Annotated in this window: 15 protein-coding genes and 1 pseudogene; 7 read left to right on the top strand and 9 right to left on the bottom strand. The window is 72.0% G+C overall.

Translation table 11 applies throughout. The features are described from left to right. Nucleotides 1-116 precede the first annotated feature (116 nt). Both WMF43_RS39250 and WMF43_RS39245 read left to right on the top strand, forming a co-directional pair. Nucleotides 117-1,016: a LysR family transcriptional regulator gene (locus WMF43_RS39250; RefSeq protein WP_437672864.1), complete on the top strand. Its 900-nt coding sequence runs from the start codon at nucleotides 117-119 to the stop codon at nucleotides 1,014-1,016. Nucleotides 1,017-1,915: 899 nt separating this feature from the next. Then, entirely contained in the window at nucleotides 1,916-3,034 is a 1,119-nt protein-coding gene (locus WMF43_RS39245; protein WP_437672862.1) for a hypothetical protein, read from the top strand. Nucleotides 3,035-3,237: 203 nt separating this feature from the next. On the opposite strand, the gene WMF43_RS39240 is transcribed toward WMF43_RS39245, so the two are convergent. After that, nucleotides 3,238-4,389, bottom strand: coding sequence for a prohibitin family protein (locus WMF43_RS39240; protein ID WP_437672860.1), 1,152 nt, complete (start codon nucleotides 4,387-4,389; stop codon nucleotides 3,238-3,240). A gap of 20 nt (nucleotides 4,390-4,409) precedes the next feature. Beyond that, a complete protein-coding gene (locus tag WMF43_RS39235) occupies nucleotides 4,410-4,679 on the bottom strand; it encodes a hypothetical protein (protein WP_437672858.1) in 270 nt (89 codons plus the stop codon). Nucleotides 4,680-4,835: 156 nt separating this feature from the next. Here WMF43_RS39235 and WMF43_RS39230 point away from each other — a divergent pair, with 156 nt between their 5' ends. Beyond that, the gene (locus WMF43_RS39230) at nucleotides 4,836-8,672 is read left to right on the top strand and encodes an AAA-like domain-containing protein (protein WP_437672856.1); all 3,837 of its coding nucleotides are present in this window, start codon (nucleotides 4,836-4,838) and stop codon (nucleotides 8,670-8,672) included. A 172-nt stretch (nucleotides 8,673-8,844) separates the two neighbouring features. On the opposite strand, the gene WMF43_RS39225 is transcribed toward WMF43_RS39230, so the two are convergent. Next, nucleotides 8,845-10,005 (bottom strand): hypothetical protein, encoded by a 1,161-nt coding sequence (locus WMF43_RS39225; protein WP_437672854.1) that lies wholly within the window; start codon nucleotides 10,003-10,005, stop codon nucleotides 8,845-8,847. 1,546 nt (nucleotides 10,006-11,551) lie between these two features. Between WMF43_RS39225 and WMF43_RS39220 the strand changes: the two genes are divergently transcribed. Beyond that, the gene (locus tag WMF43_RS39220) at nucleotides 11,552-13,141 is read left to right on the top strand and encodes a hypothetical protein (RefSeq protein WP_437672852.1); all 1,590 of its coding nucleotides are present in this window, start codon (nucleotides 11,552-11,554) and stop codon (nucleotides 13,139-13,141) included. 149 nt (nucleotides 13,142-13,290) lie between these two features. Here WMF43_RS39220 and WMF43_RS39215 read toward each other — a convergent pair whose 3' ends face one another. Next, a complete protein-coding gene (locus WMF43_RS39215) occupies nucleotides 13,291-14,247 on the bottom strand; it encodes a GlxA family transcriptional regulator (protein WP_437672850.1) in 957 nt (318 codons plus the stop codon). 400 nt (nucleotides 14,248-14,647) lie between these two features. Here WMF43_RS39215 and WMF43_RS39210 point away from each other — a divergent pair, with 400 nt between their 5' ends. From WMF43_RS39210 to WMF43_RS39200, 3 genes are all read left to right on the top strand, one after another. Further along, a complete protein-coding gene (locus tag WMF43_RS39210; RefSeq protein WP_437672848.1) occupies nucleotides 14,648-15,016 on the top strand; it encodes a hypothetical protein in 369 nt (122 codons plus the stop codon). Then, nucleotides 15,013-15,312, top strand: coding sequence for a DUF3817 domain-containing protein (locus WMF43_RS39205; protein ID WP_437672846.1), 300 nt, complete (start codon nucleotides 15,013-15,015; stop codon nucleotides 15,310-15,312). The genes WMF43_RS39210 and WMF43_RS39205 overlap by 4 nt, the downstream gene beginning before the upstream one ends. A gap of 347 nt (nucleotides 15,313-15,659) precedes the next feature. Beyond that, nucleotides 15,660-16,484 (top strand): hypothetical protein, encoded by an 825-nt coding sequence (locus WMF43_RS39200; RefSeq protein ID WP_437672844.1) that lies wholly within the window; start codon nucleotides 15,660-15,662, stop codon nucleotides 16,482-16,484. 101 nt (nucleotides 16,485-16,585) lie between these two features. Here WMF43_RS39200 and WMF43_RS39195 read toward each other — a convergent pair whose 3' ends face one another. From WMF43_RS39195 to WMF43_RS39175, 5 genes and pseudogenes are all read right to left on the bottom strand, one after another. Further along, nucleotides 16,586-18,427, bottom strand: a complete 1,842-nt coding sequence (locus WMF43_RS39195) for an AAA-like domain-containing protein (RefSeq protein WP_437672842.1) — start codon at nucleotides 18,425-18,427, stop codon at nucleotides 16,586-16,588. A gap of 401 nt (nucleotides 18,428-18,828) precedes the next feature. Beyond that, entirely contained in the window at nucleotides 18,829-19,614 is a 786-nt protein-coding gene (locus WMF43_RS39190; protein WP_437684185.1) for an ABC transporter permease, read from the bottom strand. A gap of 5 nt (nucleotides 19,615-19,619) precedes the next feature. Beyond that, entirely contained in the window at nucleotides 19,620-20,426 is an 807-nt protein-coding gene (locus WMF43_RS39185) for an ABC transporter permease (RefSeq protein ID WP_437672840.1), read from the bottom strand. Continuing rightward, complete coding sequence (locus WMF43_RS39180; protein WP_437684183.1) at nucleotides 20,423-21,025, bottom strand: AAA family ATPase; 603 nt, start codon at nucleotides 21,023-21,025, stop codon at nucleotides 20,423-20,425. Before WMF43_RS39180 ends, WMF43_RS39185 begins: the two co-directional genes overlap by 4 nt. After that, a pseudogene (locus WMF43_RS39175) lies at nucleotides 21,020-21,382 on the bottom strand (ATP-binding cassette domain-containing protein); the annotation flags it as partial. The gene WMF43_RS39180 and the pseudogene WMF43_RS39175, both read right to left, overlap by 6 nt. Nucleotides 21,383-21,414: the final 32 nt, after the last annotated feature.

Below are 21,414 nucleotides of genomic sequence, written 5' to 3'. Positions count from 1 at the left end.
GGGGGCGCGGATCGCGCGGGGCCTCTCCTCGCTCCCCGACCAAGGGTGCCCATTCCCTGTGCCGAGGGTAATGCCCGTCCTTGACAAGGGACCATTCCAGGAACTGGAATAATCAGGTGGATCGCCTGGAGACCATGCGCGTGTTCGTGGCCGTCGCCGAGGAAGAGGGCTTCGCGCCCGCGGCGCGGCGGCTCCGCATGTCGCCGCCGGCGGTGACGCGGGCGGTCTCCGCGCTCGAGGAGCGGATCGGCACGCGGCTGCTGCACCGCACGACGCGCATCGTCCGCCTGACCGAGGCGGGCGCCCGGTTCCTCGCGGACTGCAAGCGGATCCTCGGCGAGATCGAGGAGGCCGAGGCGTCGGCGGCCGGCTCCCACGCCGAGCTGCGGGGGCAGCTCGCGGTGACGGCGCCCGTGATGTTCGGGCGCATGTTCGTCGCGCCGGTCCTCTTCGACTTCCTCTCGCGCCACCCGGGCGTGTCGGCGCGGACGCTGCTCGTCGACCGTGTGGTCGACCTGCTCGAGGAGGGGCTCGACGTGGCGGTCCGGATAGCGCACCTGCCGGACTCGTCGCTGAGCGCGATCCGGGTCGGCGCGGTGCGGCGGGTGGTCTGCGCGTCGCCTGGCTACCTGGCCGCGCGCGGCGCGCCGAGGACCCCGGCCGACCTCGCGCGGTTCGACACGATCTCGTTCTCGCTGGCGGGTTCGCCCGTGGAGTGGGTGTTCGGGTCGGGAGCGAAGGTGGAGCGGATCGACCCGCCGTCGCAGCTCGTCGTCAACACCGTCGACGTCGGGATTGCGGCGGCGCTGGCCGGGCGAGGCCTCGTGCGGGTGCTGTCCTATCAGATCGGCCCGGAGCTGAGCGACGGGCGGCTCGAGATCGTGCTGTCCGAGTTCGAGCCCCCGCCGGTGCCGATCCACGTCGTGCACCCGGAGGGCCGGCGCGCGGCCGCGCGGGTCAGGGCGTTCGTCGATTTCCTGGTCGAGCGGCTCCGGTCCGAGCCGTGGCTCGGCTGATCGGCGCCGCCCTCGACTGCCTCTCCCCCGCGTGCCTTCTCCTCGTCCACGAGCGTCTGGAGCTCTTCCTCGACGAGCCGTTCGACACGCTCCGCGAACGCAGTCCCGAGCTGCGAGGCAGCCAGAATTCAACGCAAAGGCGCAAAGGCGCAAAGGCGCAAAACGACGGAGAGAGAATGGATGAGAATGAGATGCCAAGCTCGTTGTCGAGGTCCACCGATTGCAGGAATGACCTGCTCCCTCTCCCTTGCCTTTTTGCGCCTTTGCGCCTTTGCGTTAAATTCTCTCTTCCCTGCGGATCGACAGGCTCCACCGCCGCCCCAGCGACAAGGCCCCTTGCCTCCCCGTAGACTCCCTTGTCCGGGGTAAAGCGTGTCCGGCCAGGAGACGACGAAGCCGCCGAGCCCGTCAACCCGCCCGCCGGTTTGTGACGGCACACGACCAACCCGGCCGGCTGAACGGGAGGTGCCAGGCAGGTCGCGACCAGCGCCGGCGCTCGCCGCGGAGCCGAGGAGACGTCGCGACCGATCGCGGAGCATTCTTTCAGCCCGCGCACGAGGTCCCGATCAAAAAATTTGAATTCTTTCATACAAACGGAGCGGTCGCGACCGCCTCGTCCGCTTGTGACGAGCCGCCTCGACCGGTCGGGACCACCCGCGCGGTATCGACACGATGGCGCCTGAGGGGCGCGACCACCTCGTCCGCTTGTGACGAGCCGCCTCGACCGGTCGGGACCACGCGTGCGGCATCGACACGATGGCCCGTGAGGGTCGGGACGCCGCGGCGGTCCGGCGCGGACGGCGCCGAGCCGGGCGCCCGCGCTCGCTCTCTGCTCGGAGAGCGGTTGTGTGAGGGGGGAGGCCTACGCGTGCCGCGACCCCCGCGAAGCTGGTTTCGAGGTGACCCGCTGGTCAATCGAGGTGGTGGAGTGTTTCGAGGAGCACCCGCGCTGGACCTTGCACTTCACCCCCAAGCACGTCTCTTCCGCCATGGCGCCGCCACCCCTGACAGGGGATCTCTCCTCGCGTTCTCCCGTCGTTTCGCGCCGGTATGGGGTGTGCCAGGGGCCCAGCGTCATGCCGACGCTCGAGCACAACGCGTTCGTCGAGATGTTCCGCCAGACCCCGGAGCTCGCGCCCCACTTCCTCGTGACCCTCTTCCACGTCGATGTGCCGCTACATGCCTCGGTCGCGGTGGTCGAGTCCTCGCTCGACCAGCTCATCCCGGTGGAGTTCCGCGCCGACCTGGTGCTCGAGCTCCGCGACGCGAACGGCACGCTCGTGCTCGCGATCATCGTCGAGGTCCAGCGCGAGGAGGACCCGGACAAGAAGTTCTCCTGGCCGGTGTACGTCACGGTCGTGCGCGCGAGGAAGCGCTGCGGCGCGGTCGTCCTCGTGGTCGCCCCGGGCGCCGACGTGGCCGCCTGGGCGGCGCAGAACATCGACGTCGGCCTCGGCTTCGGCCACATCAAGCCGCTGGTGCTCGGTCCGGCCGTCCTGCCCGAGATCACCGACGCGGCCGAGGCGGTGCAGGAGACGGAACTCGCCGTGCTCTCGGCGGTGGCGCACGGCAACGGGCCGAACGGCCTCGCCGTGGTCCAGGCAGCGCTCGTCGGCCTCGGCCGGCTCGACCAGGAGCACGCAGCGGTCTACTTTCAGATCATCTGGAACGGGTTGCGCGAGCCCATGCGGCGGGCTCTGGAGGCGTTGGTCATGGAACGGCAGATCGAAGGCGAGGCGACTCTCCCCTCGTTTGTGCAAAAGCTCATCGAGCGCGGCAAGCTCGAGGGGATCCGCGAGGGCAAACTCGAGGGGATCCGCGAGGGCAAACTCGAGGGGATCCGCGAGGGCAAGCTCGAGGGCAAGAGGGACACGCTGCTGCGGCTGCTCGCTCGTGCAGGGATCGCGCTCACCGACAACGAGAGCGCGCGCATCCAGGCATGCACGGACGTCGCGACCCTCGACCGCTGGGTCGATAACGTCCTTGGGGCGAAGACCGCCGCTGAAGTGCTCTCCTGACCGTTCGGGGATACGGCCCAACGCGGCGATGAAGCGGACGGGGCTCGCCCGCCGCTCATCGACAGGCCGTCGGGCGCCGCCTGAAAGAGCAGCGCCTCGAGGCGCCGAGGAGAGAGCGGCGACCCTTGGAGTCCTTGGCGCGCTGGCGGCTCATTCCTCGGTTGAGCGGACGAGATCGGTATTCTGACGAGCCTGGGTAGGTGTCACGGCGCTTTGGCCGGCGCCTTCTGCGTGGCCCCGGGCTTCCCGTCCTGATCTCCCCCCGCGGCCGGCGCCGCCGCCCCGCCCGGCGCCGCCGCCCCGCCCGGCGCCGCCCCGCCCGCCTCGCCCGCGGGCTCGGTCTCCTCGAGCAGCTCGGCCAGCTTCTGCTCGGCGTCCTTGTCGAGCGCGCTCTTCATGTCGAAGGTCAGCATCGGCAGAGGTCCCTGGTTCATCGTCGGCAGGCGCCCGTTCCACCGCTCGAGCGCGCGGTACTGGAGCACCGCCGGCGTCGTCGACAGGCGGATGATCGTGTTTGCCTTGGCCTCGGCGCGCGCGCGGATGAGCAGCGCGTCCGCCTCGCCGCGCGCGCGCTCGCGCGCCGACTCGGCCGCGCCCCGCGCCGTCGCGATCGCCTGCTCCGCCTCGGCCCTGACTTGGCGCACCCGGTTCTCGGCCTGGATCGACTTCTGCGTCGCCTCCATCGCCTGGTTGATCGCCGCGGCCACGTTCTCGGGCAGCTTGAGCGCGCCGTTGATGGTCAGCTGATCGATGACGAAGCCGTCCTTCTCGATGACCAGCCCGAGCTCCCTCGTCACGTCGTGGACGAGCTTCGTCTTGCCCGCCCCGTAGATCTCCTGCACCGGCATCTTCGACGCGACCGAGTTGAACGCCTCGCGCACCGCGTTGCGCACGTAACGATCGGCGAGGCGCAGGAGGTCGTTCTCGCGGAAGCGCAGGTAGAGGTGCGGCGCCATCTTCGGCTCGATGTGGAACGACATGCCGATGTCCGCGCCCACGTTGACGCCCTCGGACGACGAGAAGGTGATCGACTCGTCGACCGACCGGCCCTCGCTCGTCGACGACGTCCAGACCACGTTCTGCACGCTCGTCGGGAACTGCACGATCTGCTCGGTCAGCGGGTTGTAGAACACCCAGCCGGTCACGACCGGGATGTCGTCGACGCCGCGGCTCGAGCCGGCCAGCTTGACCCGGATGCCCACGTGCGCGGCGTCGATCCGCGTCACCGTGGTGCACGCCACGAACAGCGTCGCGACGAGCAGCGCGAGGCCGAGCGCGACGCGGCGCACCGCGCCCGCCCCGCCGCCGCCGCCGCCGCCCGAGGAACCGAACTTGATGGAAGGGATCTTCGCCATGGATAGGGTCTCTCTCCGTCTCAGCCGCCGCGCCCCACGATGAGGTGGAGCGCGGTCGCGACGCTGACGCCGAGCGCGAGCAGGAGCGAGAGCAGCGCGGCCCAGTAACGGACGGGGTCCGTGCCGTTCAGCCAGCCCCCGAGCTCGGTGACGAGCGCGACGTACGCCGCGATCGCCGCCACCGCCGGCCAGGCGCGGCGACGCCGCCGCCCGGCGAGCTCCCGGCGAAGCCGCTCGTTCTCGGCGACGAGGCCAGGCCGGCTGTCGCGGTAAGGGTCGAGGTCGCGCACGTGCTGCTTCTCTCGCGGCGCCCGCGGCGGCGAGGCCGCCAGCGGGCGACATGCCCTATCATGGCACCGCGGAGGCCACGAGGCGCGGCCGCGCGCCGCAGGCGCCGGGAGCCGCGCCGCAGGCGCCGGGAGCGTATAGGATCCCGGAGGCCACCGATGACCACCCCCGGTTCGCCAGCTGCCGCGCCCTCGGGGGGCGAGCCCCCGAGGGCGGCGAGCCCGCCCCGCTTCCAGGCGGGCGGCACGGTCCGCGACGGCTCGGTCTACATCGAGCGCGGCGCGGACCGCGAGCTCTTCGCCCAGCTCGAGCGCGGCGAGTACTGCTTCGTGCTCGCGCCGCGGCAGATCGGCAAATCCAGCCTGCGGCTGCGCGCCGCCCGCAAGCTGCGCGCCGCGGGGGCGACCGCGGTCGAGCTCGACCTGTCGCTCCTCGGGACGGAGAACAACCAGGACCGGTGGTACCTCGGGCTCGCCGTCCTGCTCGCGGCGGAGCTCGAGCTCGAGACCGACGTGGCCGCCTTCTGGGAGCGCTGCGCGCCGCTGCCGACGCTCGGGCGGTGGTGGCGGTTCCTGCGCGACGTCGTGCTCGGCGAGACCGAGGGGCGCATCGTCGTGCTGCTCGACGAGATCGACGCCGTGCTCACGCTGCCGTTCCCGGCCGACGACTTCTTCGCGTCGATCCGCGGCGCCTACAACGCCCGCGCCGGAGACCCGGCCTACGAGCGGCTCGCGTTCTGCCTCATCGGCGTCGCCGCGCCGAGCGATCTGCTCCAGGACGAGGCGCGCACGCCCTTCAACATCGGCGCCGCCATCGCGCTCGACGACTTCACGCGGGACGAGGCGGCGGCGATCCTCCCCGGCCTGTCCGCGCTCGGCGCCCGCGCGGGCGCGGCGCTCGAGGCGATCCTCCGGTGGACCGACGGGCACCCGTACATGACCCAGCGCCTCTGCGCCGAGCTGCTCGAGCGCGCGAGGGCCGCCCCGGGCGCGGCCTTCGCGGCCTCCGACGAGGCGGTCGCGGCCGCCGTCCACGAGATCGTCGCCCGCGTCTTCCTCGCGAACGGGCGCGTCTACGAGGCCAACCTCCACTCGGCCGACACCTACCTCGCGAAGCGCAACCGGAGGGCGCCGGTCGATCGCATGATCGCGCTCTACCGCCGGCTGCTCGAGGGCGAGCGCGTCCCCGCGGACCGGGGCGGCCCGGTGGAGCTGCACCTGCGCCTGTCGGGGGCGGCGGCCGTGCGCGCCGACGGCGAGGGGCGGTGGCTGCGCGTCCGCAACCGCATCTTCGCCGAGGTCCTCGGGATCGACTGGGTGAAAGAGAAGGAGGCCGAGCTCCACCTCGGCACGCCGCTGCTCCGCTGGCTCGCGGCGCCCCCCTCGGATCGGCACGAGTTCGTGCTGCGCGGCAAGGCGCTCGACGAGGCGCTCGCGTGGGCCCGGCTGCGCGCGGAGCTCTCGGCGCAGGAGCGGGAGTTCCTCGCGGCGAGCCAGGAGGTCGCGCGGGCCGAGGCCGAGTGGGAGCGGGAGGCGCAGGCCGCGGCCGCGCAGCTCGAGCGCGAGCAGCGGGAGCGCGCCGAGGAGCGGACGCGCACCGCCCGGCGCGAGGCGCGCAACCTGGTGGCGCTCGTCGCCGCGCTCGCGTCGGCGCTGCTCGCGACGCTCCTGTTCTACCGCCAGACGAAGGTCGAGGAGGAGCGGGCCACGAACGCCGAGCGCGAGCTCCGCGCCGCCGACAGCAAGCAGCGCACGTTCCTCGGCGAGACGGCCGAGGAGATGGCCGAAAAATCCGCGGTCCACGCGCTGCGCCTCGGCGTCGCGGCCGTGGCCGCGCCCTACCACGGCGACCTCGGCCGCTCCCCCGCGGCCGCCGTGCAGGGCCTGTCGGCCGCGGTCTTCGCGGCGAGGCGCTCCTTCGTGCTCGGCGGCCACACGGGCGCCGTCCGGGCCGCGGCGTTCTCCCCCGACGGCGCGCTCGTCGCGACCGCCGGCGACGACCGCACCGCGCGGATCTGGGGCGCCCGGGACCACCGGCTCGTCGCGGTGCTCGGCGGCCACACGGGCGCCGTCCGGGCCGCGGCGTTCTCCCCGGACGGCGCGCTCGTCGCGACCGCCAGCGACGACACGACGGCGGGGATCTGGGACGTGCAGCTCGGCAAGCGGCTGCACACCCTGCGGCACGACGGCCCGGTCGCCGCCGCGGCGTTCTCCCCGGACGGCGCGCTCGTCGTGACCGCCGGCGCCGACCGCACCGCGAGGCTCTGGGGCGCGCGCGAGGGCCGGCTGCTCGCCACCCTGAGGGGCCACGCCGAGGGCGTGAGCGCCGCCGCGTTCTCTCCGGACGGCGCCCGCATCGTCACGGCGAGCGCCGACCGCACCGCGGCGCTCTGGGACGCGCGCACCGGCAAGCGCCTCGCGGCGCTGCGCGGGCACGCCCGCGCGGTCGTGTCCGCGGCCTTCTCGCCCGACGGCGGCCGCGTCGTCACGGCGAGCGCCGACCGCGCCGCGAAGCTCTGGGACGCGCAGCGCGGCGAGCTCCTCGCGACGCTGTCCGTGCCCGCGGGGGCGGTGCTGTCCGCGTCGTTCTCGCCCGACGGCGCGCGTGTGCTGACCGCCGGCGAGGACAACAAGGCGCGGCTCTGGGACGCGCAGGGCGGCAGGCAGCTGGCCGAGCTCGAGGGGCACGTGGGCGCGGTGCTGTCCGCGTCGTTCTCGCCCGACGGCGCGCGCGTGCTGACCGCCGGCGAGGACAACAAGGCGCGGCTCTGGGACGCCCGCGACGGCAGGCGGCTCGCCGAGCTCGCGGGCCACGGCGGCGCGGTCCTGTCCGCGCGCTTCTCGCCCGACGGGCTCCGCGTCGTCACGGCGAGCGCCGATCTCACGGCCCGCCTCTGGGGCGACGAGCCGCTCGTCGCGCTGCGGGGCCACGCCGCCGAGGTCCGCGCCGCCGCGTTCTCGCCCGACGGCGCGCGTGTCCTGACCGCCAGCGACGACCACACGGCCCGCGTCTGGGACGCCCGCCGGGGCGAGCTGCTCTTCCGGCTCGAGGGGCACGCCGCCGCGGTCCGCGCCGCCGCGTTCTCGGCCAACGGCGCGCGCGTGGTGACCGCGAGCGACGACCGCACCGCGCGCGTCTGGGACGCCCGCGACGGCAAGCCGCTCGCCCGGCTCGCGGATCACGAGGGCGCGGTGCTGTCCGCCGCGTTCTCGCCCGACGCCGAGCGCGTGGTGACCGCGAGCGACGACGGCACCGCGCGGCTGTGGGGCGCGCGCGGCGAGCTCCTGGCCACGCTCGCCGGGCACGAGGGCGCGGTGCGGTCCGCGTGGTTCTCCCCCGACGGCGGGCGTGTGGTGACGGCGAGCGACGACCACACCGCGCGGCTGTGGGACGGCCGCACCGGCAAGCTGCTCGCGGCGCTGCGTGGCCACGCGGGCGCGGTGCGCGCCGCGGCGTTCTCGCCGGACGGCGAGCGCGTGGTGACGGCGAGCGACGACCGCACCGCGCGGCTGTGGGACGGCCGCGACGGCAGGCCCCTCGGGGTGCTTCGGGGGCATTCCAACTGGGTCCTCTCCGCGGCGTTCTCGCCGGACGGCGTCCGAGTCGTCACGTCCGGCTACGATCACGCGTCCCGGCTCTGGGGCGCCGACGGCGCGTCGCTCGCGGTGCTGCCGCACGCCGACCCGATCTTCTCGGCCGCGTTCTCGCCCGACGGCGCGCGCCTCGTCACGGCCAGCAGCGACCGCACCGCCCGGCTCTGGAACGCCGCGGGCGAGCTCCTGGCCACGTTCCCCGGCCACCTCGGCGCGGTGTGGACCGCGGCGTTCTCCCCCGACGGCAGCCGCGTGGTGACGGCGTGCGCGGACGGCGAGGCGCGCATCTACCCGGCCAGCGCCGAGGGGTTCCTGGTGCTGGCCTGCGGCCTGCTCGAGCATCAGGACGAGTACAACGAGGTGCGCGAGGCGTGCGCGCCCTACCTCCAGCGCGAGCCCTGAGGCCTCGTTCCTGTCGCCACTGGCCTCGATCCGGGCGCTCCCGCGCGCTCCCGCGCTCGGGGGCTGGGTCGAGCTGGGGCGCACTGGAACGCGCGCTCCCTTGAGGATCGATGAAACGGGCCGGGCGCTCGCTCCGCGGCAGCGCGAGAGCGAGCGCCTCAGGCAGCCTGGTTCACTCGCCGAGGTAATCCAGCCTCGAGCCGGGCACCATCTGGTAGGAACCGACCGTGAACCCCTGCAGATCGGTCGTGAACTCGAACGGACCGATCACGTTATCCACCTCGCCGACCGTGCTGCCGCCGGCGCCGCCCTCGCCGCCGCTCGTGCCGCCGGCGCCGCCTTCGCCGCTCGTGCCGCCGGTGCCGCCCTCGCCGCCGCTGGCGCCGGCGGAGCCGCCTTCGCCGCCGCTCGTACCGCCGGCGCCGCCCGTGCCGCTGGCGCCGGCGGAGCCGCCTTCGCCGCCGCTCGTGCCACCAGCGCCGCCCGTGCCGCTGGCGCCGGCGGAGCCGCCTTCGCCGCCGCTCGTGCCACCAGCGCCGCCCGTGCCGCTGGCGCCGCCCGTGCCGCCTTCGCCGCCGCCCGTGCCGGCGGCGGCGCCCGTGCCGCCAGCGCCGCCCTCACCGCTCGTGCCGGCGGGCCTCGTGACCGTGATGGAGTCGATGTAGACCACGGTCGGGTTGGCCCAGGGCCCCGTGGAACCTGCGTCGATCTTCAGGCCGAGGCGCTTCACCTGGGTCTTGTTGAACGCCGGGTCCGCCGCGGCGGCGGAGTCGACGTCGATGGTGAGCTCGGTCCAGTCGCCCAGGGTGCTGAGGTTCGTCCACGCCCAGGGGACGCCCACCCAGCCCTGCGCATCGCCGTTCTGCACGAACGTCTGCACGCCGCCGCCGGTGCCGGCGTACGCCTTCACACGGAACGTGACGGTGGCGCCGGTCAGGTCGACCAGCTCCGTCCAGTCGAACTGGAACAGCGTCCCCGTGCTGGGGTCGGTGAGCGGCACGGCCAGCCGGGCGCAACCCGAGCAGCTCTCGTCCTCACCGGGACCGATGTCCACCTCTTCGGAGCCGCCCGTGCCGCTCGTGCTGCCGGCGCCCGTGCCACCCGTGCCGCCGGTGCCGCCGGTGCCGCCCGTTCCTCCATCGCCGTCCGATCCGCCCGTGCCGCTCGTGCTGCCGGTACCGCTCGTCGACGTGCCGCTCGTGCCGCTCGTCGTGGTGCCGCCACCGGACCCGCCTTCGCCGCCAGACCCGCCCCCGCCGTCATCGCCGCAACCCATCGTGACGAACGAACCAGCCAGCATGCCGCACATCGCCAGCGCAAAAACTGATCTCATCGCATCCTCTCTACGCTCTAAGCTTTTGTCCCACGCGAGGGTGCGCGGTTCGGGCCGGCGTTCGCCGTGCCTGCTCCTCTTTGTCCCGGCTCTCTGAAAGCCAGCCGCGCCGGCCGCGACCCTATCCGAAAGCCAAGAAAATCTCAACGGGACGGGACTCGACCTGGACGCACAAGGTGCCCGCGAACAGGGAGCAAGTCTGGACGCGCCGCCCCTCCGGTTGGAGTCATGGCGGCTTTATCGTGTGAGATTGGAATTCCGAAGCGACGGTGATTGTCCTTCAGGGGCGGAACTCTCGCTGCGGCGAGGCAGCTCCCAGCTGCGCACGATCAGGGGCAACCTCGACGGTCAGCTCTGTTCCCCGAGGGCGCTGCCGGTCTTCCTTCGGCACCTCCTTGCACGTCGTGGAGCGCTCTCGGTGCGCCGCCAGCGCGGGCCGGACGCCGTTCACCACGTCGGCCGAGGCCTGGTGACGATCCGGCCAGCCGGCGACCGGCTGTCCATTCCTCGGGAGCACCTGGAGCACGGCAATCGGCGTGCTGGGCTTACCCAGGCGCGCGTATTCCTCATCGGTGTCCGCGTCTTTGCAATCGAGGACGACCGGGGCCTCCCCCACCCGGCGACGGACATGCCTCCGACGAGGGCGAGGCGCGGGAGCGCGACGGCGATGTTGCTGTCCGCTCCCGGGCGCCGGCGGGGTCGTGCAAACCTACTGGAAACTTCAGAAATGATTTGTCCAGCTCGCTAGCCCGCTTGGCGGCCTCCATCAGGGGGCAGGGGGCGGCCTCTCGCCGGGGATCGGGACAGCTCGCCGACGTCGCACGATTTCGTGAAGGACCAGGGCGCTCGCCGACATCTCTACGGCAGAGGCCATCGATGACCCCGAAGCCAGCTGGACGGTGCCGGTCTCCGACCCGACGTCGGAGCGATAGACGGATTGAGCCCGCCTGAGAGCAGCAGGATTTCGACCTGCCGAGGCGCCAAGGCGCCAGGATCTTGTTCTCTTCTTGGCGTCCTTGGCGCTCTTGGCGTCCTTGGCGGTTCATCTCTCGACCGATCTACGTGATCGGTGTTCTCGGCGAGGGCAGGAACAGTCGCTCGCGATCACGATGTGGGCCGCTCGGCTCCGGATCGCTCCAGCGGATCTTCTGGCGCCGGCACCGCACCACCACCCCTGGGCCTCTCTGCTGCGATGAACGGGTGGCAACGCGCGCCCGTTATCGACTTTGTAAAGAATATTAAAAAACGAAGCTCCGAACATTGAACATCGCTCTTTATTCCGCTACATCATCGTCCGCCTGAGATCGCTCCGAGCATCGCCTCGGGCGCCCGCTGGGCGCGGCGTCGCGCGCTGGGCGGCGAAGGCGGCGTCCCCGGCGGCGCTCTCCGCAGGGGAGCGGATCACGAGGCCCGAACTCCGGCGCTGGGCCGCTTGGGCTGCTCCGCGACCATGCTGAAGAATGGACTGATCGCGCCGCTCGCCTGCTCGTAACCGTTCATTGCTGTCGGGCGCTGTCGGGCGCTGCGCTCGTAACGGAGAAAACCAATGGGAAGCTCGAAGATGGGGCTGTTGTTCGCGTGCGGGGTCGGTATGGCCCTGTTCGCCGCGGGGTGCGCGGATGCGGAGGAGGAGACTCCGGAGCGCCTCGATGACGTTGCGCAATCTCTCCCCCTGGCGGATCGGCTCGCCCAGTGTGCGCAGGATCCGCGCGTGGTCGCCGGGCTCGTCTCGCAGAATGTCTGCGCGGGCGCGGGCGTCTTCTTCAACGAGACGTTCGACGGCAACGGCCGCACCTGCGGCACCTGCCACCCCGTGGCCAACAACACGACGCTCGACGTCCAGTTCATCCGGAACCTGGACCAGACGAACCCCAATGACCCGCTCTTCGTCTTCAGGCAGGTGCCGGAGCTCGCCGAGCTCGAGACCTCGGATCTGCTGGACGACGCGGCCATCCTCGAGAACGTGGACGACTTCAGCGATCCGACGCACCGGTTCGTCTCGCGCGGGGTGAACCACGTCCTCTCGCTGAGCACGAGCATCCGGGCGGACTCGGGGGACGGCACCACGAATCCGCCCGCGGAGCGGACGGGCTGGGGCGGGGACGGATCGAGCGACGGCACGCTGCGCGGCTTCCTCAAGGACGCGGTCACCCAGCACTTCCCGAAGCGCCTCGATCGCGTGCCGGGCGTCGACTTCCGCTTGCCGACGTCGCAGGAAGAGGACGTCGCGCTGGCGTTCCAGCTCAGCCTGGGCCGGCTGAACGAGCTCGATCTGGCGAACGTTCGCCTGTTCGACGCGGAGGCCGAGGACGGCCGGCAGGCGTTCATGGACCCGAACCGCGGCCGCTGCAACGTGTGCCACCACAACGCCGGCGCGAACTTCCAGGACACCGGCAACAACCGCAACTTCGACACCGGCACCCGCACCAAGGGGTCGCCGGTCAACGGGGGCACCTTCGGGGACGAGTTCCTCGCGGACGGCGGCTTCGGCGGGCGAGGCCTGACGGATCCCAACTTCGACGCCACGGGGATCGGCTTCCCCAACTCGTACGGCAACGGCACCTTCAACCCGCCGCCCCTCATCGAGGCCGCGGACACGCCGCCCTTCTTCCACAACAACCTGCAGATCAACGAGAGGGCAGATCCGGGCATCAACGATGCCGTCACGTTCTACGCCTCGACGCCCTTCGGCTTCTCTCCCGCCGCCCAGGAGCTGGAGCAGCGCTTCGGGACGCCGCTCAACCTCCAGCCGCTCGACTCGCTCGCGATCGCTCGCTTCCTGCGCGCGCTGAACGCCGCCTTCAACATCGACATCGCGAAGCAGCGGCTGAACGCCGCGCGGGTGCTCGTCGACCGCTTCGCGAACACGCGCGCCGACGTGCAGCAGAAGCTGATGGAGCTCGCCCGCGTCGAGATCGACGACGCCATCGAGGTGATGGCCCCGATGACGCTGTATCCCACCGCGGCGCAGCAGCTCGACCTCGCGCGCGCCGAGATCGCCCAGGGCCTCGCGACGACCTCGGCGAGCGGGCGCCGCAACCGCATCGTGAACGCCATCTCGCGCGTGACGACCGCCCGGTCCCAGTTCGGTCAGAACATCACGTTCGTGCTCGGCCAGGGCAACCTGATGTACTGAGCGCGCCCGCGTCGCGCCGCGGCGCACTCCGCCCGAGACCCGGACGCGGCGTCTTCGCTTCTTTGTGTTGATTGGGGTTAAGTTTGTCGTCGCTCGCGAGCGACGAACAGCCGCGCGCTGCTCTCTGCGTCGCGGCCGTTCTCCTGAGATCAGCCGGCGCGCCGGGGCCGACTCTGGAACGCGCGACGGTAGGCTTGCGGGCTGGTTCCGGCCACCCGGTGGAAGTGCTGCCGCAACGCTGCAACCGAGCCGAACCCGGCGCTGGACGCGACCCTCTCCATGGAGATGGGCGTCGTCTCCAGCAGCGCTTGCGCCCGGCGGACGCGCGCCTTGAGCAGCCACTGGAGCGGGGTCGTGCCGGTCTGCTCCTTGAAGTGGCGGCTGAGGGAGCGGACGCTCATCGCTGCTCGTCGCGCGATGTCGTCGAGCGAGAGGTCGTCGTGCAGGTTCTCCTCCAACCACCCGAGGACCCGGCTCAACGAGGTATGATCCGTCGGAGGGGGCGCTTGCTCGATGAACTGAGCTTGGCCACCATCTCGCTCCAGCGGCATGACGGAGAGGCGCGCCGCCGCGGCGGCGACGGCTGCCCCATAGTCGCGCCGCACGATGTGCAGGCACAGGTCGAGCGCGGCAGCCGCTCCCGCCGACGTCAGCACTTGCCCCTCGTCGACGTAGAGGACGCTCGGGTCCACGGTCACCCGCGGAAAGCGCCTGGCAAGCTCCTCGGCGGCGAGCCAGTGCGTGGTCGCCCGCTTGCCGTCGAGGAGCCCCGTCGCGGCGAGCAAGAACGCGCCGCTGCAGACCGAGGCGACGCGCGCTCCCTCCCTGGCGGCTCGCCTGACGGCGCGGATCAGAGGCTCCGGGACCTGCCGAGAGACGTCCGCGACGCCCGGAAGGATCACCGTGTCGGCCTTGCGAAGGGCCGACAGCCCCTGGTGAAGCCGCATCCGGAATCGACCAGCGTCGACGTCGCGATTCACGCCGCAGACCTGCACCTGGTACCCAGGGCGCCCGCTCGGGAGACGAACTCGATCGAACACCTCGAGCGGCGTCGAGAGATCGAACGCGACCACCCCGTCCAGAGCAACGATCACGACGCGATGCATGGCGCGATCATGGCGCCCTTCGCTCTTCCCGCCAAGCGCAGCGGCCGCGAGGACAACGAACTCCGCCAGGTCGCTGCAACAAGGCCACCCGCCGGCGTTTGCAGCAGCCTCCCGAGGCTGGGGCCAGCTTTGCGACGTGAACCAGGGCACGGCACAGCCCCCGACCGCATCGTGGAGCTTGTCCCGCGACGTGGCGGCGGTTTCACCCGGCAGGGCCTCCCGCTGGCCAGATCCTGGCGATCATTGTCGTTTTTGCCGCTGGCGCAGGGCGCGCCCATCCTGCAGAATGGCTCCCGCTCGATGCCCCGAGCGCCGAAGCGTGGAGCGGCGCTCGAGGTGCAACGCGCAGGCTGCCGATGCTTGAAGGCTGGAGGCGGAACCTCTCTCAGGAGGCGTCCCGATGATCGCGTACCAGGGGATTCTCGTGCTCAAGTTCTTGAGCATCATGGGATACGCCGGCGGCGCCGTCGGCGCTTTCTTGTGCCAGGATCCGGCTGCGAGAAAGCGCGCCGTGCACCGTGTCGCGTCGCCCTGTCTGCTGGCGACGTGGCTGTCCGGATACGCGCTGCTGGTCCTCAACAGCTGGCCGCTGTTCGAGCTCTGGATCGTGGGGGCGCTGCTCCTGTCGCTCGTCGCCAATGCCGTGCTCGTCTACTGCGTCGCTCGCGAGCGAAGGGATCTCCCTGCGTTTCTGTGGTCCGCGCTGCCCGTGGTCTGCATCGTCATGCTGATGGTGCTCAAGCCGGCCTGGCAGCAGGTGCTGCGATGAACGAGCGCCGAACGCTTCGGTTGGTGAGCCTCATCGAGGGAGTATCTCTCCTGATGCTGCTGCTCGTGGCGATGCCCCTGAAATACGCGCTTGGCTACCCCGTCGCGGTGCGCATCGCCGGGAGCGTGCACGGCGTGCTCTTCCTGGCGATGCTCTCCGCGGCTTTCCGGGCGGCGCTCGAGCGTTCCCTGTCCAGTCGGGCTGTGCTCCGCGTGCTTGCTCTGTCCGTTGTCCCGTTCGGGTTCGTCCTCGCGGACCGGATCCTTCGGGGAGGAGCCGAGCCCGAGCGCTCATGACGTCGGAGCCGCCCAGAGACCCCGGGCTTCACCTGCTCGAGCGCTTCTTTGGTCCTCGGGTCGCGCTGGCCTCCGAGCAGGCCTTCGCGCACGAGTGACGCGGAGTCGTGTTCAGGAGCGCCGGCGCGGCGCCCGCGGCGCTGTTCTGATCGGGGCTGGGGGGTCGAAAAATTCCGTTCGGCTCGCCAAGCGCGTCCGGGAGATGGCGGATCGGAGCGAGGCGCCATGGCACGGACGGGCAGCTCGGGCCCGTTCCTCGTCGTCAGCTCGCCTCTCGCCTCTCGCTGCAAGGTCCGCGGCGGCGTGCGGCGGTGGACAGCGTCCGCGCGGCGGCGGTAGGAAAAGGCATGGCGAAGCGGAAGCGCGCGGAGTGGCTGTGGGCGGCGTGGGCCGTCGCGGCCAGCGGGTGTACCACGCTCGCGGGGCTCGACCACGACTACCACCTGCCGGAAGGGGAGGGCGGCGCGCCCGGCTCGACGGGCAGCCAGTCGTCGACCTCGGCCGCGAGCGCGGCGTCGGGCGGGGGCGGGGGGATGCCGGCGGTCGCCGACATGATCGATGACATGGAGGACGGCGACAACGCCATCCATGACGTGGGTGGCAGGGAAGGGTACTGGTACAGCTTCAACGACGGCACCGAGACGGCGACGCAGACGCCGCCCCCTGGGGCCGGGGAGGAAGAAGAGCCCTTCGCGATGACCACGCTCGATCCGGCGCGCCTTCAGAGCACGACCGCCGCCTGCACGCAGGGATCGGGCTTCACGGCGTGGGGCGCCGCGATCGGCTTCGACCTGAACAACCCCTACGGCGTGAAGATGCCCTACGACGGCTCGGCGCACAGGGGCATCACGTTCTGGGCCAGGATCGCCGCGGGCGCCGAGGACCGGGTGAAGGTCATGATCTCGGACGGGAGCACGGCGCCGGAAGCCGGGTACTGCGATCCCGACGGCGTCACGCCGGAGATGTGCAACGACAACTGGGCCGACACGCTCACGCTCTCGGATCAGTGGGAGCAGCACGCGATCGCCTTCGAAGACCTCGTGCAGGGCCAGTGGGGCGCGGCGCCGCTCACCCCGACGCTCGACACGACCGCGATGTACTCGGTCCAGTTCCTGGTCGACCCGGCGGTCGACTTCGATTTCTGCATCGACGACATCGGCTTCTACGACTGAGCGCCCGACGCCTTCGTCCTCCACCGCCGCCCGCCACGCACCACCAGCTCCTGCGCCCGCGAGGGCAGCGCCTCACCCTCGCTGCGGGAGACCCGCTCACGTCATCCTTGCTGGAGCCACGGCCGCCACCTGCGCCGCAGGTACCGCTCGTACAGCGGAAAGCGGATCCGGTATCCCCCCTCGTGGTGCTCCGCCACGCCCGCCCGCATCAGCCGATCCGCCACGCGCGGATCCACGTTCGCCCGCGTGTCGTCGAGGATCGCGCACACCCCCTCCACGAGCGCCGGGTCCTGCCGCAGGCGCTCGCCCATCGCGAAGAGGTGCTCTGCGAGCGCGCCGCCGCCGTCCTCCTCCTCGGCGATCACCCGCTCGAGGTCCTCCCCCGACGTCCGCCACCGCTTCACCACGAGCCGGACGAGCTCCGGGTGCCCGCCCACCCGCTGCTCCAGGAGCCGCAGCTCGTCGCGCGTGCACGCGACGTTGTGCAGGCGCAGGAGCTCCCGCAGCTGCTCGCCGTGCAGATCGCTGAGGTGGATGCTGGGCGCGATGTTCCACGGCGACTCGGCCGGCCCGTCCTTCAGCAGCGCCGGCGACGACGACAGCGAGAGCAGCAGCCGGAACCGGCTCCACGGCTCCTTCCGGCCGCCGAGCTCGCACCACGCGCGCAGCAGCCGGAACACGTCGTCCTGGATGGGCAGCCCCCAGGCCGCGTCCGCGTCGTCGATCGCGAGCACGAGGTGCTCGGGCGCGTCGGGGAACAGGTGGCGCTCGACCATCCGGGTGAGCTTCACCAGCCAGGGGACCGGGCTCGTCGCCAGGCCCTCCGCGAGCGTCATGTCGCTGCCGAGCTCGTGCACGAGGCACGCCGCGAAGCTCGTCATCCACGCGTCGACCGTCTCCAGCGCGTGGGTCCCGAGGTGCCCCAGGTTGATCTCGACCACCCTGGCGGGCCCCTTCTCCCCCGCCCGGATCCGCGCGACCAAGTGCTGCAGCAGCGTCGTCTTGCCGAAGCGGTCCGGCCCCATCAGCACGACCGGCGCCCCCTCCTCGAAGCGGCTCAGCGCCTCGTGCTCCTCGCGGAGCCGGTGCACGTACCGCGCGGTCGGCTGCGGCGGCCACGTGCTCACGCTGATCGGCGGCAGCAGGCTGCGCAGGATCGCCGGCACCTCCGCGCGCATCCCGCCTTGCCCCGCGTAGGGAAGGAGCAGCAGCCCCGCCTCCTGGAGCACCCGCGTCCGGAACGGCGTCAGGCTCTCCCGCGGCAGGAGCGCGTACCGCGCCGGCGGCTGCTCCCCCGCGAGCGCGCGCATCTGCTGGAAGATCTGCTCGAGGTCGTCCTCCACGAAGCTGCACCCCACGAAGAGGACGGGGCAGGCGTGGAAGAGCTCCGCGAGCCCGTCCTGCAGGTCCGGCGACGCGAGCACCGCGCGCTCGACGTGCCGGCGCGAGAACACCCACGTGCCTTGGTCGAGCAGCGTCCCGTGCAGCTTGACGATGATCTGCCGCCGCTCCGCGATGTCCGCCGGCGTGCTCGGCAGGGCCTGCCACCCGAACGCCCGCTCCAGCAAATGATCGAGGTTCGTGGTCAACACTGCGCGGAGCCTCGGCCTGAGCGCCGCCAGCGCGACCACCACCTCGGGCAGCTCCACGTCGTCGTCCCGGAGCGCCTCCTCCACGGCGCTGCCGAACTCCTCCTTGCCCAGCCCGGCCGCCGCCGCCGACAGCGCGCTCAGGTACGCGCGCCGCTCCACGAACTCCTCGACCTCCGCGACGACGTCCGCCCGCCCCCGCAGCCGTTCGATCAGCGCCCGGGCGAGCTGCTCCCGCGTCGGCAGCCCCGCCGCCGCCGACACCTCCGCCCCGACGAACGCGATCAGGTTCCCTTGCTCGTAGGCGCCGCGGAGCTGTGCGACGAGGGGATCCGCGCGCGGCTCGACCGGCATCCGTGCACCTATATCACCTCTCCTCCGCCAGCGATCCCCCCCCGCCAAGCCCCCATGAGCCCCCGAAGCCGTCCCCTCCGCCGCAGCGTGAGCGCCGGAGGGGGGCCCTGCGCGGCAGGGCGCGGGCGGGCGCGCTGTAGCACCGAACGAGGTGCCATAAGCTCCCAGCGGGCTCCACGCCTCAGGCGCGCCTTGTGTGGCGCGCACCATAACGTCCCAGCCGGCGTGGCCCGAAGTGAGACATGCCGGGCGGTGTTCCCTGCGCAAGCTCCTCCGCCCCAGTCTTGCCGATTGGCCAGCGCCCGCCCGCGCCCTGCCGCGCAGGGCCCCCCTCCGGCGCGTGCCCCTCGGATCGCTCCCCGGCGCCCCGGCGCCCCGGCGCCGCGGCGTCCCCCGGCACGTCAGCTAGACGCCGACGTATACCTCCCTATCGCCCTTTTCCACACCGCCCGCGCCACCCCCCCGAACGCCAGCGCCCCCAGCACCGCCGCCACCGCCGTCCGCCCCTCGAGCGTCCCGAGCATCGCCTCCGCCGGATAGGTGGTCATCAGCGCGAGCGGGATGACCACCGTGAAGGTGATCCGCCAGAACCCCTTGAACAACGTGACCGGCCAGCGCGCAAAATCGAAGAGCGCGTTGAAGAGGTAAGCGAGGTTGTCGAGCCGCACGACCCAGAACGCGGCCGAGATGACCAGGATGCAGATCGAGTAGAGCACCAGCGTCGCCGTCCCGAGCAGGGCCACCGAGAGCGCCATGTCCCCCGGCGCCGGCGGCCGCCCCATCTTCGTGAAGGCGTACGCGAAGATCGCCGCCGCCGCCGCCGCGTCCACGACCTTGCGGACCTCGAAGCGCGCGGTGGACACGAGGAACTGCGCGTCCGCCGGCTTGAGCAGCGTGAAGTCGAGCGTGCCTTTCCGGATCTGGTCGACCACGCTGATGAGCGACGGGTTCACCGCCCCCTCGAGCACGCCCTTGAGCAGCGTGAACCACCCGACCACGACGAGCGCCCGCTCGTACGTCCAGCCGCCCACGGGCGGCCGCGAGGCGAGCGCGATGTGCAGCGGCACGAGCCCGACCAGCGTCCAGACCACGGTCATCACCGCGCCGAGCACGAAATCCCAGCGGTACTGCATCCCGAGCGCGAGCGACACGCGCAGCTGCGTGGCCAGGAGCCGGAGGTAACGCACGCCGCTCACCCCCCGAACGCCGCGAATCTCCGGACCCCCGCGCGCCAGGCGACGAGCGCCGCCGCGGCGGTGCCGGCTGCGAAGGACCACTGCACGCCGAGCTCGACGAGCGCGCGGCCCGGCTCGAGCAGCCCGGTGATGAGCTCGACCGGGAACGCGAGGCTGTAGCGGAACGGCAGGACCCGGGCGACGTCGCCGAGCCACGGCGGGAACAGCTCGAGCGGGACGAGGTAGCCGGCGAAGATCATGAAGGCCGCGAGGTAGATGTCGAACACCGCCGTCGAGCTCTCGATCACGAACGCGAGCGACCCGATCAGCGCCATCGTGAAGAAGTTGAGCAGCCAGGCGCCCACGAGCGCGAGCACCCAGAGCCCGAGATCGAGCGCCGTCGGCGGCTGCCGGGCGCCCGCGGTCACGACGAGCGCGACGACCGTGATCGGCAGGCAGAGCAGCGCCCGCAGCGGGAGCGCGGCGAGGTTGTCGGCGGCGTAGGAGATGAGCGGGTGGATCGGCTTGAGCAGGCGCTGCGAGAGGGCGCCGCTCTTGATGTCCATGTTCATCTCCCAGACGAGCCACGACCCCGTGAGCTGCCGGACGATGAGGATGGCCAGGAAGTACTCGGTGAAATCGCTCGCGCCGAAGCGGCCGACCGGCGCGCTCGCGGCCACCGCCGACCAGAGCGCCAGGCTCACGAGCGGCATCGTCGTCGTGAGCATCCAGATCAACATCTCCGCCCGGTACGCCATGGCCGCGGCGACGCCCACGCGGAGCAGCGTCGGGAACGCGCGGGCCGCCCGCGAAAGCGAGCTCACGGCGCGGCCTCGGCGGCGCGGCGCTCCGGCTCGCCCGCCGGCGGCGCCGTCCCGCCGTCCTCCCCGCCCCTGTCCCCGCCCCTGTCCCCGCCCCTCTCCCCGGCCTCTCCCCCGCGCCCGGCGAAGAGCTCGCGCATCACCTCCTCGAGCGGGGGATCCTCGACCGTGAGGTCCGCGATGTCGGCCTGGCCGAGCAGCCACGACATCGCCGGGCGCAGCTCCTCCTGGGGCACCTGGAGCACCGCGCGGCCCGCCTCGTGCGAGAGGACCACGCCGACGCGCTCGAGCAGCGCCCGGTCGACCGCGCCCCCGAAACGCAGCGCGATCCGCTTGTGCGGGCGCATGCTGCGGACGAGCGCCGACAGGTCGCCGTCGTAGCGCAGCCGCCCCTTGTCGATGACGATGATCCGCGGGCAGAGCGCCGCCACGTCGTCCATGTAGTGGGACGTGAGCACGATCGTGGCCCGCCGCTGCTCGTTGTAGCGGCGGATGAACTCGCGGACGCTGAGCTGCATCGCGACGTCGAGCCCGATCGTCGGCTCGTCCAGGAACAGGATCGACGGCCGGTGCAGCAGCGCGGCGGCGAGCTCGCATTTCATGCGCTCGCCGAGCGAGAGCTGCCGCGTCGGCTTGGAGGCGATCGCGGCGATCCCGAGCAGCTCCTCGAGCTCCCCCATGGTCTGCCGGTAGTCCGCATCACTGATCCCGTAGATGGCGCGGTTCAGGGCGAACGTCTCGGCGGGCGGCAGGTCCCAGAGCAGCTGCTGCTTCTGGCCCATCACGAGGGTGATCCGCTTCAGGAAGCCGGGCTCGCGGTGCTGCGGGACGAAGCCCGCGACCTCGACCCGGCCGCCGGACGGGTGGAGCAGCCCGGAGAGCACCTTCAGCGTCGTCGTCTTCCCGGCGCCGTTCGGGCCGAGGAAGCCGACGCGCTCGCCGGGCGCGATCGAGAACGAGAGATCCTCGACCGCGTGGACGATCTTGTAGC

The organism is Sorangium sp. So ce131, assembly GCF_051519095.1.
Lineage (GTDB): Bacteria > Myxococcota_A > Polyangia > Polyangiales > Polyangiaceae > Sorangium.
The sequence above is the reverse complement of the archived record's forward strand: the minus strand, read 5'-3'. Positions and strand labels throughout refer to the sequence as shown.

Excerpts from the sequence above, each read along its gene's own strand:
- WMF43_RS39220 (WP_437672852.1), top strand. The coding sequence starts at position 11,552 with ATGGGAAGCTCGAAGATGGGGCTGTTGTTCGCGTGCGGGGTCGGTATG.
- WMF43_RS39225 (WP_437672854.1), bottom strand. The coding sequence starts at position 10,005 with ATGAGATCAGTTTTTGCGCTGGCGATGTGCGGCATGCTGGCTGGTTCG.
- WMF43_RS39195 (WP_437672842.1), bottom strand. The coding sequence starts at position 18,427 with ATGCCGGTCGAGCCGCGCGCGGATCCCCTCGTCGCACAGCTCCGCGGC.
- WMF43_RS39180 (WP_437684183.1), bottom strand. The coding sequence starts at position 21,025 with ATGAAATGCGAGCTCGCCGCCGCGCTGCTGCACCGGCCGTCGATCCTG.
- WMF43_RS39230 (WP_437672856.1), top strand. The coding sequence starts at position 4,836 with ATGACCACCCCCGGTTCGCCAGCTGCCGCGCCCTCGGGGGGCGAGCCC.
- WMF43_RS39215 (WP_437672850.1), bottom strand. The coding sequence starts at position 14,247 with ATGCATCGCGTCGTGATCGTTGCTCTGGACGGGGTGGTCGCGTTCGAT.
- WMF43_RS39205 (WP_437672846.1), top strand. The coding sequence starts at position 15,013 with ATGAACGAGCGCCGAACGCTTCGGTTGGTGAGCCTCATCGAGGGAGTA.
- WMF43_RS39240 (WP_437672860.1), bottom strand. The coding sequence starts at position 4,389 with ATGGCGAAGATCCCTTCCATCAAGTTCGGTTCCTCGGGCGGCGGCGGC.
- WMF43_RS39200 (WP_437672844.1), top strand. The coding sequence starts at position 15,660 with ATGGCGAAGCGGAAGCGCGCGGAGTGGCTGTGGGCGGCGTGGGCCGTC.
- WMF43_RS39210 (WP_437672848.1), top strand. The coding sequence starts at position 14,648 with ATGATCGCGTACCAGGGGATTCTCGTGCTCAAGTTCTTGAGCATCATG.